Source organism: Lacinutrix sp. Bg11-31, assembly GCF_002831665.1.
In the GTDB taxonomy this organism is placed as follows: domain Bacteria; phylum Bacteroidota; class Bacteroidia; order Flavobacteriales; family Flavobacteriaceae; genus Lacinutrix.
The window spans coordinates 2,279,801-2,294,115 of sequence record NZ_CP025118.1; the positions used below are offsets into that span (position 1 = coordinate 2,279,801).

General features: G+C 32.3%; 15 protein-coding genes. 11 read left to right on the plus strand and 4 right to left on the minus strand.

Going from position 1 to position 14,315, the window contains the following annotated elements; all coding sequences use genetic code 11:
• Nucleotides 1–297 precede the first annotated feature (297 nt).
• The 4 genes from CW733_RS10240 to CW733_RS10255 all read left to right on the plus strand — a co-directional run bounded on the left by CW733_RS10240 (nucleotide 298) and on the right by CW733_RS10255 (nucleotide 5,281).
• Nucleotides 298–771, plus strand: coding sequence for a nucleoside deaminase (locus tag CW733_RS10240; RefSeq protein ID WP_055434895.1), 474 nt, complete (start codon nucleotides 298–300; stop codon nucleotides 769–771).
• 150 nt (nucleotides 772–921) lie between these two features.
• The gene (locus CW733_RS10245) at nucleotides 922–2,331 is read left to right on the plus strand and encodes an FAD binding domain-containing protein (protein WP_100997092.1); all 1,410 of its coding nucleotides are present in this window, start codon (nucleotides 922–924) and stop codon (nucleotides 2,329–2,331) included.
• Nucleotides 2,324–4,654: a xanthine dehydrogenase molybdopterin binding subunit gene (locus tag CW733_RS10250; RefSeq protein WP_100997093.1), complete on the plus strand. Its 2,331-nt coding sequence runs from the start codon at nucleotides 2,324–2,326 to the stop codon at nucleotides 4,652–4,654. The genes CW733_RS10245 and CW733_RS10250 overlap by 8 nt, the downstream gene beginning before the upstream one ends.
• A 144-nt stretch (nucleotides 4,655–4,798) precedes the next feature.
• Nucleotides 4,799–5,281 carry a hypothetical protein gene (locus CW733_RS10255; protein ID WP_100998771.1) on the plus strand — a complete coding sequence of 161 codons (483 nt, stop codon included), beginning with the start codon at nucleotides 4,799–4,801 and terminating at the stop codon, nucleotides 5,279–5,281.
• A gap of 37 nt (nucleotides 5,282–5,318) precedes the next feature.
• On the opposite strand, the gene CW733_RS10260 is transcribed toward CW733_RS10255, so the two are convergent.
• Genes CW733_RS10260 through CW733_RS10275 form a run of 4 tightly spaced genes read right to left on the minus strand, consistent with a single transcriptional unit; the run spans nucleotide 5,319 to nucleotide 8,879 of the window.
• Nucleotides 5,319–5,801, minus strand: coding sequence for a nucleoside-triphosphatase (locus tag CW733_RS10260; protein ID WP_100997094.1), 483 nt, complete (start codon nucleotides 5,799–5,801; stop codon nucleotides 5,319–5,321).
• Complete coding sequence (locus CW733_RS10265) at nucleotides 5,801–6,805, minus strand: hypothetical protein (RefSeq protein WP_100997095.1); 1,005 nt, start codon at nucleotides 6,803–6,805, stop codon at nucleotides 5,801–5,803. The genes CW733_RS10260 and CW733_RS10265 overlap by 1 nt, the downstream gene beginning before the upstream one ends.
• A 44-nt stretch (nucleotides 6,806–6,849) precedes the next feature.
• Nucleotides 6,850–7,632 (minus strand): xanthine dehydrogenase accessory protein XdhC, encoded by a 783-nt coding sequence (xdhC, locus tag CW733_RS10270; RefSeq protein ID WP_100997096.1) that lies wholly within the window; start codon nucleotides 7,630–7,632, stop codon nucleotides 6,850–6,852.
• 5 nt (nucleotides 7,633–7,637) lie between these two features.
• Nucleotides 7,638–8,879, minus strand: a complete 1,242-nt coding sequence (locus tag CW733_RS10275; RefSeq protein ID WP_100997097.1) for a sodium:proton antiporter — start codon at nucleotides 8,877–8,879, stop codon at nucleotides 7,638–7,640.
• A gap of 371 nt (nucleotides 8,880–9,250) precedes the next feature.
• On the opposite strand from CW733_RS10275, the gene CW733_RS10280 reads away from it, so the two are divergent.
• From CW733_RS10280 to arsM, 7 genes are all read left to right on the plus strand, one after another.
• The gene (locus CW733_RS10280) at nucleotides 9,251–9,475 is read left to right on the plus strand and encodes a hypothetical protein (protein WP_100998773.1); all 225 of its coding nucleotides are present in this window, start codon (nucleotides 9,251–9,253) and stop codon (nucleotides 9,473–9,475) included.
• Between the two features lie 130 nt (nucleotides 9,476–9,605).
• Complete coding sequence (locus tag CW733_RS10285; RefSeq protein ID WP_100997098.1) at nucleotides 9,606–9,941, plus strand: arsenosugar biosynthesis-associated peroxidase-like protein; 336 nt, start codon at nucleotides 9,606–9,608, stop codon at nucleotides 9,939–9,941.
• Nucleotides 9,942–10,106: 165 nt separating this feature from the next.
• Nucleotides 10,107–11,171 (plus strand): arsenosugar biosynthesis radical SAM (seleno)protein ArsS, encoded by a 1,065-nt coding sequence (arsS, locus tag CW733_RS10290; RefSeq protein ID WP_100997099.1) that lies wholly within the window; start codon nucleotides 10,107–10,109, stop codon nucleotides 11,169–11,171.
• Between the two features lie 32 nt (nucleotides 11,172–11,203).
• Nucleotides 11,204–11,713, plus strand: coding sequence for a rhodanese-like domain-containing protein (locus CW733_RS10295; protein ID WP_100997100.1), 510 nt, complete (start codon nucleotides 11,204–11,206; stop codon nucleotides 11,711–11,713).
• Nucleotides 11,714–11,808: 95 nt separating this feature from the next.
• Complete coding sequence (locus CW733_RS10300; RefSeq protein WP_100997101.1) at nucleotides 11,809–12,429, plus strand: TIGR04282 family arsenosugar biosynthesis glycosyltransferase; 621 nt, start codon at nucleotides 11,809–11,811, stop codon at nucleotides 12,427–12,429.
• Nucleotides 12,422–13,234, plus strand: coding sequence for a purine-nucleoside phosphorylase (locus CW733_RS10305; RefSeq protein WP_100997102.1), 813 nt, complete (start codon nucleotides 12,422–12,424; stop codon nucleotides 13,232–13,234). The genes CW733_RS10300 and CW733_RS10305 overlap by 8 nt, the downstream gene beginning before the upstream one ends.
• A gap of 73 nt (nucleotides 13,235–13,307) precedes the next feature.
• Nucleotides 13,308–14,276: an arsenosugar biosynthesis arsenite methyltransferase ArsM gene (gene arsM, locus CW733_RS10310; protein WP_100997103.1), complete on the plus strand. Its 969-nt coding sequence runs from the start codon at nucleotides 13,308–13,310 to the stop codon at nucleotides 14,274–14,276.
• Nucleotides 14,277–14,315: the final 39 nt, after the last annotated feature.

Here is a 14,315-nt window from a genome sequence, read left to right on the forward strand (position 1 = left end):
AAGCCTTCCGAAATTAAGGAAGGCTTTAAATAAATTATATTTTTTTAATTCATCATAGCATTCCTTGGCTTCGTGAAATAATCACGATGCTAATAATAGAAATGATATTAATGACTTGTTTTTTCATTGATAAGTCAAATATAGAAATTAATTTTTAGTTTACTAATTTCACAAATGAAATACCTCAAAATTAACATTAAAAACTAAGTGTAACGATTGTTATTAATAGATTTTGACTAAATAATTAATAACAAAAAATGGTATATTAGCTTGTTCTAAAAAAATGAAACACACAAAATGAGTAATAAAGATCAATTTATGAAAGAAGCTGTCAACGCAGCTCTAAAAGGAATGAATAACAACGAAGGTGGACCATTTGGCTGCGTCGTTGTTAAAGACGGAAAAATTGTAGGACGCGGAAACAATAAAGTAACCTCTACTAACGACCCAACAGCCCACGCAGAAGTTACTGCTATTAGAGATGCTTGCAAAAACTTAGATTCGTTTCAATTAGATGGATGTGAAATTTACACTTCTTGCGAGCCTTGCCCAATGTGTTTAGGTGCTATTTATTGGGCACGACCAGACAAAGTCTATTATGGTAGTAATCAAGTTGATGCTGCTAATATTGGTTTTGACGATGAGTTTATTTACAAAGAAATTCCGTTGCCATATTCAGAACGAAGCATACCGTTTGAGCAATTAGCACGTGAAATTGCTTTAGAACCTTTTCAAGAATGGACTAAGAAAATTGATAAGACAGAGTATTAAATTAGTTCGAGTGTTTTGACCTTAAAAGCTCAATCTATTTAAAACCTTTAGATAACAAAGCTTCTCGATACAAAATTCCTAAAAAAGGAATTTCACTCGAAGTGACAACATCGTTACATTTTTAATACATTTATAATTGAAATAATTAACATGATTACCTTCATCCTAAATAACAAAACCATTAAAACGTCGGAGCATTCCGGAACCACTTTATTGGATTTTGTACGCTACCAACAACGCTTAACAGGAACCAAAATTGGTTGTCGAGAAGGCGATTGTGGTGCTTGTACACTTTTGGTCGGCACACTTAATGGAGATACTATGGAATACCAAAGTATCACCTCGTGTATTTCTCCTTTAGGAAATGCGCATGGCAAACACATTGTAACGGTTGAAGGCACAAATTTAAAAGGCAAACTAACCGCAACTCAAGAAGCCATGAAAGCAAATTACGCCACACAATGCGGATTTTGCACACCAGGTTTTGTGGTTGCACTTACGGGTTTTGCGTTGTCGAATTCTGAAAACAATTACAGCAATGCAATAGATGCTATTAGTGGAAACATTTGCAGATGTACTGGCTACAAAGCAATTGAAAAAGCAGCGCATCAAGTCGTTAAAAAACTAGATAATCAAGAAAAAAATTCGTTTGAATGGTTAATTGAAAATGAATTTATTCCTAACTATTTTGAAAGCATTCCACAACGCTTAAAAGACATTGAAGCCAAAGAACTAAATCAACCTAAGGGAAAATATGTTTCTGGAGGAACCGATTTATACGTACAACAAGCAGATAACTTAACGGATAACACTGTACATCTTATTGCTGATAAAACGTATTTAAAGGGTATTATTATTGAAAATGGCATTTGCACGATTGGCACAAATACTACGGTTTCCGATTTATGGAATCATAAAAAATTAAACAGCGTTTTACCAAACTTAAGAAGACATTTAAAACTGGTCTCTTCAGAACAAATTAGAAACATGGCATCCTTAGGAGGCAACCTTGTTAATGCATCTCCAATTGGTGACATGACCATTCTCTTTTTAGCTCTTAATAGTGAAGTTACAGTAATAAATTCTGAAGAAAAAGAACGCGCAATTCTCCTTAAAAACTTTTATCAAGGTTACAAAACATACGACTTAAAAGATGGCGAATTATTAAAAACGATTCGTTTTAAATTACCAGCAAAGCATTCTTTTTTCAATTTTGAAAAAGTGTGCAAACGAACACATTTAGATATTGCAAGTGTAAATTCTGCTATACATATTTCATTAGAAAACGAGACTATTACAGAAGCTCATGTATCTATTGGAGGAGTTGCTGCAATCCCAAAATATTTACATGACACTTCAGCTTTCTTAACAGGAAAATTATTGACAACGGAAACTATATTAGAAGCTAACGCAATGCTTCAAAAGGAAATTGCTCCTATTAGTGATGTTCGTGGTACTAGCGACTACAAGCGCTTACTAGCAAGACAATTATTTTTTGCACATTTCACGGAGTTATTCCCAAATAGTTTCACCTTAAAAGATTTTGTTCAGCATGCATAAAACCAAAACAAATAAAGTCTTAAACTCAAAATTAGATGCCGTTTCTATTGCTTTAAAACAAAGCATAAGGAACTTGGATTCTTACACACATGTTCGAGGAGAATCATTGTATGTAGATGATATAAATATTAGACAAGGCACATTTCACGGCGTTGTTTTTGATTCGCCAAAAGCACACGGAAAAATAAAAAGTATTGATTATTCGAAAGCACTAGCTTTAGAAGGTGTAGAGCGTATTTTCACCTACAAAGATGTTCCTGGTAAAAATGAAATTGGAGGTATTATTCCAGATGAACCTTTATTTGCTGAAGATGAAGTTCATTTTTGGGGAATGCCAATTGCTTTAATTGTCGCGGAATCAGAATTTATTGCACGAAAAGCAAGAGATTTAATAGAAATAGACATTGAAGATTTACCAGTAATTACAACAGCAAAAGAAGCAAAAGCAAAAGGCAGTTTTATTAATGCTCCAAGATCTTTTAGTTTAGGTAATACGGAAAAAGCATTCGCAGATTGCGACTATGTTTTTGAAGGCGAGACCTTTTCTAACGGACAAGAACATTTATACATTGAAGCTCAAGGTGCTTATGCAGAACCTTTAGAAAACGGAAATATAAAAGCAACATCCTCTACACAAGGACCAACTTCTGTACAGAAAACAATTGCTCAAGTTTTAGGTCTTGCTATGCATAAAATTGAAGTGGATGTTACACGACTTGGTGGAGGTTTTGGCGGTAAAGAAGACCAAGCAACACCATGGGCTGTAATGGCTGCTTTGGCTACTTATCACTTAAATCAATCGGTAAAATTAATATTGAATCGTCATGACGATTTACGCATGACTGGAAAACGTCATCCGTATGAAAGCACGTATAAAATAGGCTTATCTAAGGACTTAAAAATTCTAGCCTATCAAACTGAATTTTTACAAAATTCTGGTGCAGCAGCAGATTTATCTCCTGCAATTGCAGAGCGCACATTGTTTCATGCTACCAATAGTTATTATGTGCCAAATGTGACTACAAAAGTATTGAGTTGTAAAACCAACTTACCACCAAACACGGCTTTTAGAGGTTTTGGCGGACCACAAGGCATGTTTGTAATTGAATCTGCTATTGCAAAAGCAGCTTCCGAAATTGGAGTAAGCGCAAGACAAATTCAGGAAATAAATTTATTAGATGAAGACGATACGTTTTCTTACGGACAAATTGCAAAAAAAGTAGAAGCCAAAAATACATGGCATTCTGCTAAAAGCATCTTTAATAGTGATGCTTTAGAACAAGGTGTTGTAGACTTCAACAAAAACAATAAAGCATTTAAAAAAGGCTTATCGTTTATGCCAATTACCTTTGGTATTTCATTTACCAATACTCCCATGAATCATGCGCGTGCTTTGGTTCATATTTATTTAGATGGAAGCATCGGAATTAGTACTGCTGCCGTAGAAATGGGACAAGGTGTAAACACAAAAATGATGCAAATTGCTGCAGATGTATTTTCTATTTCTATCGAAAAAATAAAGATAGAAACTACCAATACCACTCGTGTTGCAAACACATCTCCTTCTGCTGCAAGTTCTACTGCCGATTTAAATGGAAAAGCAACGCTAATGGCTTGTAATTCACTTTTAGAACGTTTGAAAATAGTAGCTTCGGAAGACTTAAATATTTCTAATAACAACATCACCTTAAAAGAAGAAGCTGTTTTTGTAAACGGAAAGAAATCCGAATTATCATGGACAAAACTCATAAGTAGTGCTATGCTAAAACGTGTCGCTTTAACAGAAAATGCACATTATGCAACACCAGAAATTCACTTTGATAAAACCAAAGAAAAAGGACATCCTTTTGCTTATCATGTTTACGGAACAGCTATTACGACTGTAACTATTGATTGCACACGTGGCACTTACGAATTTGACTCTGTAAAAATTGTGCACGATTACGGAAAAAGCATGAGCGAAGGTATTGACTTAGGTCAAGTTGAAGGTGCATTAATTCAAGGAATTGGCTGGATGACCATGGAAGAAATTGCGTATAATAAAGATGGAAGATTACTATCGAATGCACTATCTACATATAAAATTCCGGATATATTTTCCGTTCCAAAAACAGTAGAAGTTATTCCTGTCGAAACCGAAGGAAATGACATGGCTATTTTAAAATCTAAAGCCGTTGGTGAACCTCCTTTAATGTATGGCATTGGTGCTTATTTTGCACTTCAAAATGCTATTAAAGCGTTTAACCCTAATTATGATTTAGAATTCCATGCTCCTATGACACCTGAAAAGGTTTTGATGGGTTTGTATGAAAACACAAAATAAAAACAATTGTCAGTTCGAGTGATTTGAGGAACGAAAATTGTATCGAGAGCCTATTGAAACTAAATTCTTATTCTCGATACAAATTTTACTCATTTTCAATCGTAAAACTCACTCGAATTGACAAATTTAATTAAACCATTTTTTTTGCATTGTAAAAAACAAAACATCCTTAAAGGCGCACTAATTTACAGTGCTGGAGATACTATTGCTGCACTTTTATTAGATGAGTTTTCTTGGCATCGTTTATTAGGAATGATTTTTATTGGAGCCACTTTTTACGCTTTTGAAATTCCAAATTATTTTGATTGGATTGTAAAAAAGACTAAAAACCTTCAAGGTTTAAAAGCAACTTTAACCAAAACCGTTTTAGCCATTGCCTATTTTAACCCTTTATGGATTGCTAGACATTTACTATTTATAAAACTGTTTTCCGGGAATTTTGAAGCTATTGGTTTTAATCTTTTAGAGATTGCCTTTTGGTCCTTTTTGGTAAATATCCCTATTTCATTTATCGCAAATTATATTATTCAAAATCGATTTAAATTGAAATGGCGATTTATAGGAAGTGCTGTTTTCTCTGCTATAATGGCAATCTATTATGCTTTGAGCGAGACTATTTTTAGTTAAGAAGTGGATTCCGCATCAAGTGCGGAATGACAGTACCTTATAGTTTTTCTAAATCTTCTTTTTTCAAAGTTAGATATTGAGAGATGTTGTACTTTATCAAAACGTCTTCCAATAAATAATCACGAACTACCAAAATGAGATGTTCACTTTTATTGAATTCATATTCTGGAATTATTTTTTCAGCAGAACAATGCAAGCCTTCGTTTTTCAATTCCAGTTTTCCTAATTCATCTATTATCAAATAGCTGTTTTTAGCTTCCGAAGCAGTTACTATTAAATAATCATTCGCAGTACTAAAAGCTGATTTCAAAAATTTAAAGCTTCCTATTTTAATGATTTCTTCAGTTTCAAGTTCAGTTTCAAGTTCAAATTCTTCTTTGGTTTTCACTTTCAGAAAATAGCGTTTTCCTACTTCATTATCCGGACATAATAATCCATCGACATCGTTTCTATTTTCAATCCATTTTTTTAATGCTGAAGTTTTCCCTGAACGAATTTTACCTGTAAGAATGTAAATCATTAATAAGGAGTTTTAAAATGAATACAATTAGAAATGCTATTCGCTATAAAATATTTAAACCTCACGTAGCCTTTTAAAGACTTTGTTTCATTCCAAGTAAATGAAATTATCTGTCGGAAATAAGGAAATAAATCCATAGCATTTGTAATATCTGCTTGGTATTTAGATTCTTTTTTACGCAGGTATCTTTGTACTACTTTCAATAAAAAAGGACCTATAAACAAATACCAAAGCATTAGAATTAGGAAACTTCTTAATACAATGTAAATAGCTTTTTGCCATCCAAAAAGAGGGCCTCCAAATATTGAAAATGCTAAAACAATAATGGCAATCGTAATTAGCCAAACCCAAATAACTTTTGTTTTAAAGGCTATTTTTCCATTTTTATTATCGCTTTCACTCTTTTCTAGTTTAAGGTAAAAGTCGGTTTCTGTTTTATTTGAAATAATTTTGATGGTATTTTTTATAAAAATCCCAGCTAGAATTCCGCAAATCCCATAAACCAAAAGATAGGACACCACTAAAACAGATGTTGTAGACGTTTCGGTTATGAAATTTATTTTTTTTTGAACCCAAGCACCATAAATATCAATAGCTTCCCAGAGATTGGTTCCGTAAACAATAGTTAATATTATTAATTTCTGCAGTGCAGATTCCAAAAATGTCACCATTCCTAAAACAATTATCGTTAAACCTTTCCATGAGAAATTGGAAAATAAAAAAGCACCTAAAATAGCTTGAAAACTTACTGCTACATAAGCTCCGAATGGAGAGTATGGACTTACGGCCATTTTTATAATCAATACAATTACTAGAGCTTTTAAAATTGTTTGCCATTTGTTTTTAGCATAAAACGCAATTAAACTAATAAGTAGAATGGATATTCCTCCAACAATTAACCCTGTAAAAGGTGAATTAAATACATGTAGAAAACCACCTAAACCAGATTCGTTTAAAGCCCAAAGAGCAGTTAATTTATCTATAATGGATTTGTTGCTTTTCATAAGAAAAAAATTCTTCGCTATGCTTTTAATGACAGCTACTATTTTTATGCTTTATTTACAGACTGATAATGCACTTGAAGTAACTGTGCAACAACGCTAATGGCTATTTCTTTTGGTGTATCTCCTCCAATGTCTAATCCTATTGGGCAAACGACATTACTCATCCCTTCAGGAATATTCATCTCTTTAATGAGCATATTATTAAAACGCACTTTTTTGGTTTTACTTCCTATTAATCCAAGAAATTTGGTTTCATTTTGCAAAGCCATTGTTATAATATCAAAATCGATAGCATGATTATGTGTGAGTACCAAAATATAACTATTGCTTCCCCATTTAACAACATCTTTAAATGTTTTAAAATCCGTTTCGGTAGCTTGATGCGTGCTAATACTTTCATCTAATTTTAAATTAGAAAACCAATTTTCACGAGAGTCTATAAAATTCACTTTAAAAGGTGTGTCTATTAAAAGCTTGCAGATTTCAACACCAATATGTCCTGCTCCAAATAAAAATAATTCTGGTGATTGATTCATAGGCTCTATTATAAATTCTACTTTTCCTCCACAACATTGTTCAAATTCTGGCCCTAAAGTATAACTGGATTCAATAATTCTATTTTCTTGCAATGCTATAATGGCTTCATCAATTGCTTTAAATTCTAACTTTCCTCCTCCAATTGTTCCATGAATTTCTTTGTTTTTAGTTACTAGCATTCTAGAACCAACTATACAAGGTGTTGACCCTAAACATTTGGTAACTGTAACAAAAGCAACAGGAATTTGTTGTTCTTGAAATTTTGATAAAAGAGTAATCCAGTTTTGCATAAAAATTATTTCACTTCTAATTTTTTAATTAGCTTACCAACCGTCATTCCTTGAAATAGTATAGAAAACACAACAACGACATAAGTGATTACTAAAAACAAATCGCGTTCCATTATTTGCGTAAGACCTAAGGCTAAAGCAATAGAAATTCCACCACGTAATCCTCCCCAAGTCATGATTAAATTAGTCTTTGGCACAAAGTTTAATTTCTTTTCAAAGAATTTTATAGGCACTAATAATGAAAGGTATCTACACGCTAACACTAAAGGGATTGCTATTAAACCAGCCATTAAATACTCCATTTTAAAAGTAAGCACTAGCATTTCCATTCCTATTAATACAAATAGAATGGTGTTTAAAAGAATATCTATTAATTCCCAAAACTTATCTACATAAGTCTCTGTGGTTTCCGACATGGCATTCTCCCTAACTGTATCATTACCTACTACTAATCCAGCAGTAACCATTGCTAAAGGCGCAGAAATATGAAGCTTTTGTGCTAATACTGTTCCTGCCATAACTGCAGCTAGTGTAATAATTACTTCAATATCATAATCGTCGATAGACTTCATTAATCTATAAGTAATCCATCCTAAAATTAAACCTAAAGCAATACCACCAATAACTTCTAAACCAAATAATTCTACTACTTCTAACGCGCTAACATTTTCAATTCCTAAGTCTGCTATTTTATAAATGGTTAAAAATATAACGACTCCAACACCATCATTAAATAAGGACTCTCCTACAATCTTGGTTTCTAATCTTTTTGGTGCGCCAGCTTTTTTTAGAATACCTAAAACAGCAATAGGATCTGTTGGTGATATTAAGGCTCCAAATAGTAAGCAGTAAATAAAATCTACATGCAAGCCAACAATAGGAAGCGTATAAAACATTATAAAACCAACTAAAAACGTAGATAGTAAAACACCCAATGTAGCAAAAACCAAAACCGGCCAACGCTGTACTTTAAGCTGTTCGAAATTAGTGTGTAATGCACCTGCAAAAAGCAGAAAACTTAGCATAACATCAAGTAAAACGGACTTAAAATCTATTTGCGTAATAATAAATCGCTCTGCATTAAGCAATGTATCGTCAAAATAACTTAGTACAAATACCACAAATGTAAATACAATTGTAATTAGCATTAAGCCAATAGTATTAGGCATTTTTAAAAATCGCACATTTAAATAGCCAAAAACAGCAGCCATAAGCACTAATACAGAAGCGATTAAAAAATAGTCCATAGAAAAATATATTTATTGCTAAATTATAAATTTATATCTTTTAACTATCATTAATTCATTATTATGAAAAAGACTTATTTAGCTTTGCGTTATCACCTTGCATTTAATGCTTATAGTTTTAAATACGAACCAATGACGCAAGATACTGATTACAAACACTTTAATTTAACCATAAAATAGTTTCGACTCCCAAAAGAAAGACTATCATTACTAATTTCAAATTAAAAACCTTCATTAATTCGGCTAATGTTTAATTAATTTATTCATTGCAATTAGTTTTTACAATTAGAGAATAAATTTTTATTATGAATAAAAACATAGGAATCGATTATATTTTGTTATTTTGTGATTTAAATACAAAAAAGAATTTTATGGAAACGTTACTTATAGAGGCTCAAGAATTTGAAGATATGAAAATGAGCAATATGTCAACTAGTGATCGTGTTAAAGCCTCAAGAAAAGGGAAGTCAATAATATTGGGTTTAAATGAGTTTTATAAAGAAACTAAAGATGAAAAGATTATGGACGTTATGAAAAGAGTAACTGAAAAAAAACAAAAAATCGAAAAACGTCTTAAAGGAAGACCTTCTTCTTAATAAAAGAGACTACTAAATTTACAAATGGATTTGACTTTATATTAAAAGTTAAATCCATTTTTTTGTTAGGAATAACATTTACTTCCGACAACAAACTATAGATTTATATATTAGCATAAATTAAATTATAATGAGCAAAACATACTACGATCCTGCAGACCTTAGAAAATTTGGAAAAATAAGTGAATGGAATCAGGAATTAGGTGAAAAGTTTTTCGATTATTATGGAAAAGTATTCGAAGAAGGCGCGCTAACTGCTCGTGAAAAATCGCTTATAGCTTTAGCTGTTGCACATACAGAACAATGTCCATACTGCATAGATGCTTACACTAAAGACGGTTTACAACGAGGTATTACAAAAGAAGAAATGATGGAAGCTTTACATGTTGGAGCAGCTATTAAAAGTGGTGCAACTTTAGTTCATGGAGTACAAATGATGAATAAAGTAAATAAGTTAGAAATGTAAGCAGAGAACCAGTTTTTGCTTTTGCTAAAATTGTATGAATCGCTTATACTGAGTTCGTCTTAAGATCCCTTTAAACTAAGAGATTATAAATAACACTTTAAGAATCATTAAAACTACAAAACTTAAACCTCAAATTTTACGTAAACAGCACAGTTAAACTTTACAATGGGTAAATTAAAAACACAATCATTACAAAAACGTGATAGCGATTTAGCAAAAAGTAACAAGCAATTAGATATTTTATCTAATGGTATTTTTGCAGATGGTGAATTACCAACATTTAAGACTAAAATCTCTGAAACTAATCAGTTTCCTTTAAAAGCAAAAAAGCTTGAAATACTACAAATTAACGTTGGTTATATGTGCAATCAAGTTTGCGAACATTGCCATGTTGATGCTGGTCCAGACAGAAAGGAAATTATGACACGTGAGACCATGCAACAAATTCTAGACGTCATTAAAACTACTGGAGCACACACGTTAGATTTAACTGGTGGAGCACCCGAAATGAACCCAAACTTTAGATGGTTTGTTGAAGAAGCTTCTAAAATTGGTGTAAAAGATTTTATTGTCCGTTCTAATTTAACCATTATTCGCGCAAATAAAAAGCATTACGACTTACCAGATTTCTTTAAAAAGCATAATATCCATGTTGTGTCTTCTATGCCGCATTGGACACGAGGAAAAACAGATAAACAAAGAGGCGAAGGTGTTTTCGACATGTCTATAAAAGCCTTGCAAGAATTAAACAATCGTGGTTATGGTATGCCTGGCAGCGATTTAAAACTAGATTTAGTTTACAACCCAAGTGGTGCTTTTTTACCAGGTAATCAAGCAGCTATGGAAAAAGATTTTAAAAAGGCACTATTGGAGGATTTCGGTATTAAATTTCATAGTCTATTTGCAATCACTAATTTACCTATTGCACGATTTTTAGATTATTTAATTGCTTCGGAAAACTACGAAGACTATATGTATTCTTTAGTTGAAGCCTACAACCCTGCAGCTGTGGAAAACGTAATGTGTACAAACACACTTTCTGTAAGTTGGGATGGTTATTTATTTGATTGCGATTTTAACCAAATGCTAGAATTACCAGTTAATAGCAAAGCAAAACATATTAGCGAATACAAAGAAGAATTATTAGAAGGTAGAAATATAGTAATTTCACAACATTGTTACGGTTGTACTGCAGGAGCAGGAAGTAGCTGTCAAGGTATTGTAGCTTAATTAATTATTGAAAAATTAGGAATCTTTATATTATGAAAAACAAAATTCTATACCTATTTATATTTTTTTCGAGCATTACTTTTGCTCAAGAATCTATTTCAGATTTACTAAAAAAGTATAATGATAATGGAGTACCTTATATTTCTGTTGAAGAATTAGCGATGCCTAAAAACCAAGCTATTATTTTTGATACTCGAGAGCCAAAAGAATACCAAGTCAGTCATTTAAAAGATGCTATATGTGTTGGTTATGATAATTTCGATATTGCTTCAGTTGAAAAACTACACCTTAATAAAGATGAGAAAATAGTAGTCTATTGTTCATTAGGTATTCGCTCTGAGACTATTGGCAAAAAACTAAAAAAAGAAGGATACACTAACGTCTACAATTTATATGGTGGCATTTTTGAGTGGAAAAATAAAAATTTCTGCGTTATAGATTCCGAAGAAAAAGAAACAAATAAAGTGCATACTTTTAATAAAGCCTGGAGTAAGTGGTTAGTAAAAGGAGAAAAGATTTATGAAGCTGAAAATAAGAAATAAGTTTTCAGAATTTACAAAAATAAAGTCAAGAGTGATCACACAACAATGTCTTTTCCTTCGAAAAAGAGTCAGAAAAGAAATTACTCAAAAAAAACATACAATTGAATTCTAAAAACCTCATCATAACATTTACTCGTAATCCTGAATTAGGCAAATGCAAAACACGTTTAGCTAAAACAGTTGGTGATGAAGCTGCATTACGCATTTACAAATATTTGCTACAACACACAGAACAAGTAATAAAACAGATTGATGCCGATAAAGCAGTTTATTACTCGGTAAAAACTAGAGATAATGATATTTGGGATTCTAAGGCTTACCAAAAACACCAACAAGTTGGAAATGATTTAGGTGAACGCATGCAAAAAGCTTTCGAAAATGGATTTAATAGTTTATATGAAAAGATTATTATTGTTGGTAGTGATCTATTCGATTTGGAACCTAGACATATAGATGAAGCTTTTAAAGCATTAAATAAAAACGATGTTGTTATTGGTCCTGCAGAAGATGGAGGCTATTATCTTTTAGGCATGAAAACGATGCACACTTCGGTATTTAAAAATAAAAATTGGGGAACAGAATCTGTTTGTTACGATACGCTTCAAAATTTAAAAAATCAAAAAACCTCTTTACTCGAAACCCTAAACGACATTGATTTATACGAAGATTTGGAGCACATTGAGGCTTTACAAAATATTATAAAACAGAATGATTAAATACATAAACAAAACAGTAGAATACTTGCAAGAAAAAGGCTTTAACAAGCCTGAAGTTGGTATTATTTTAGGCACAGGTTTAGGGCAACTAACTAAGGAAATTGAAATTATTGCAGAAGTTAGTTACAACCACATTCCGCATTTTCCAACTGCAACGGTAGAGTTTCATAAAGGAAAATTAATATATGGAATATTAGAAGGCAAAATGGTAATAGTTATGCAAGGTCGTTTTCATTTATATGAAGGTTACACATTGCAAGACGTAACGTATCCTGTTCGTGTAATGGAAAAATTAGGTATAAAAACATTACTGGTTTCTAATGCGTCTGGAGCTATAAACCTAAATTATAATAAAGGAGAATTAATGCTTATTGACGACCATATTAACTTGCAAGGTAGTTCGCCTTTGGCTTTTAAAGGTGTCGAGAAATTAGGCGAGCGTTTTACAGATATGAGTGCGCCATACAATTTGGAGATTAACTCTAAATTTAAAGCCATTGCAAAAGCCAATAACATCACCTTACACGAAGGTGTTTACGCAAGTGTTGTTGGGCCTCAATTAGAAACGAGAGCAGAATATAGAATGCTTAAAATTATAGGTGCAGACGCTGTTGGTATGAGTACTGTTCCAGAAATTATAGTTGCAAATCACTTAAATTTAAAAGTAGCGGCAGTTTCTGTATTGACAGATGAATGCGACCCAGAAAACCTGAAACCTGTAGATATTAGCGAAATAATCGCTATGGCTGGAAAGGCCGAACCAAACATGATTACATTATTTAAAGCATTAATAAAAACAATTTAAACATTGAACATTTATCAATAAACAATTATCAACTAAACCGATAATTGATAACTGATAATTAATAATTGAAAACATGAGCTACTTAGACGCAACAAACGATTTATACAAAGAAGCAGCACTAACACCAGATGTTGGATTATGCTGTACAACTAATCCTATTTGGGAGTTACCAGGTTTAAAAATCCCTCGCATTATGCAGGAAATGAACTATGGTTGTGGTAGCACAGTAAATGCTCGCGATTTAACCAACAACCCAAAAATGCTTTACGTTGGCGTTGGTGGCGGAATGGAATTATTACAGTTCGCCTATTTTAATCGCCAAAAAGGAGGTGTAATAGGTATTGATGTTGTAGATGAAATGCTAGAAGCCTCTCGCAAGAATTTTATTGAAGCCGAAGCACAAAACGATTGGTTTAAAAGTGACTTTGTAGATCTTATAAAAGGAGATGCATTAAACTTAAATGTTCCAGATAACTCTATTGATGTTGCTGCACAAAACTGCTTATTTAATATTTTTAAAGCTGAAGACTTAAAGAAAGCTATAGCAGAAATGTATCGCGTTTTAAAGCCTAATGGAAAATTAGTAATGAGCGATCCTACTTGTGAGCAACCAATGAATGATACTTTACGTAACGATGATAGATTACGTGCTTTATGTTTAAGTGGAAGTTTACCAATTGACGAGTACGTAAAAGCGTTAACAGATGCTGGTTTTGGAACTATAGAAATTAGAGCTCGTAAACCTTACAGAATCTTAGACCCTAAAAATTATCCTACTGAAGAATTAATCTACATAGAATCTATAGAAGTTGCAGCCATTAAAGATCCTATGCCAGAAGATGGACCTTGTATCTTTACCGGAAAAGCAGCTATTTATTTTGGTGACCAAGATTATTTTGATGACAAAAAAGGTCATATTTTACTAAAAAATCAACCTATTGCTATTTGCGATAAAACTGCAGGTGATATAGCAACTTTAGGAAGAGACGATATTTTTATTAGCGAATCTACCTACCATTACGATGGTGGAGGATGTTGTTAGCAAGCAACCTTAAATAAAAACAAAGCCCAATATGTAAAT

What these genes read in the sequence shown, in the direction of transcription:
- CW733_RS10250 (WP_100997093.1), top strand. Translation starts at nt 2,324, where the DNA reads ATGCATAAAACCAAAACAAATAAAGTCTTAAACTCAAAATTAGATGCC.
- CW733_RS10305 (WP_100997102.1), top strand. Translation starts at nt 12,422, where the DNA reads ATGATTAAATACATAAACAAAACAGTAGAATACTTGCAAGAAAAAGGC.
- CW733_RS10260 (WP_100997094.1), bottom strand. Translation starts at nt 5,801, where the DNA reads ATGATTTACATTCTTACAGGTAAAATTCGTTCAGGGAAAACTTCAGCA.
- xdhC (WP_100997096.1), bottom strand. Translation starts at nt 7,632, where the DNA reads ATGCAAAACTGGATTACTCTTTTATCAAAATTTCAAGAACAACAAATT.
- arsM (WP_100997103.1), top strand. Translation starts at nt 13,308, where the DNA reads ATGAGCTACTTAGACGCAACAAACGATTTATACAAAGAAGCAGCACTA.
- CW733_RS10275 (WP_100997097.1), bottom strand. Translation starts at nt 8,879, where the DNA reads ATGGACTATTTTTTAATCGCTTCTGTATTAGTGCTTATGGCTGCTGTT.
- CW733_RS10265 (WP_100997095.1), bottom strand. Translation starts at nt 6,805, where the DNA reads ATGAAAAGCAACAAATCCATTATAGATAAATTAACTGCTCTTTGGGCT.
- CW733_RS10245 (WP_100997092.1), top strand. Translation starts at nt 922, where the DNA reads ATGATTACCTTCATCCTAAATAACAAAACCATTAAAACGTCGGAGCAT.
- CW733_RS10295 (WP_100997100.1), top strand. Translation starts at nt 11,204, where the DNA reads ATGAAAAACAAAATTCTATACCTATTTATATTTTTTTCGAGCATTACT.
- CW733_RS10240 (WP_055434895.1), top strand. Translation starts at nt 298, where the DNA reads ATGAGTAATAAAGATCAATTTATGAAAGAAGCTGTCAACGCAGCTCTA.
- CW733_RS10280 (WP_100998773.1), top strand. Translation starts at nt 9,251, where the DNA reads ATGGAAACGTTACTTATAGAGGCTCAAGAATTTGAAGATATGAAAATG.
- CW733_RS10285 (WP_100997098.1), top strand. Translation starts at nt 9,606, where the DNA reads ATGAGCAAAACATACTACGATCCTGCAGACCTTAGAAAATTTGGAAAA.
- arsS (WP_100997099.1), top strand. Translation starts at nt 10,107, where the DNA reads ATGGGTAAATTAAAAACACAATCATTACAAAAACGTGATAGCGATTTA.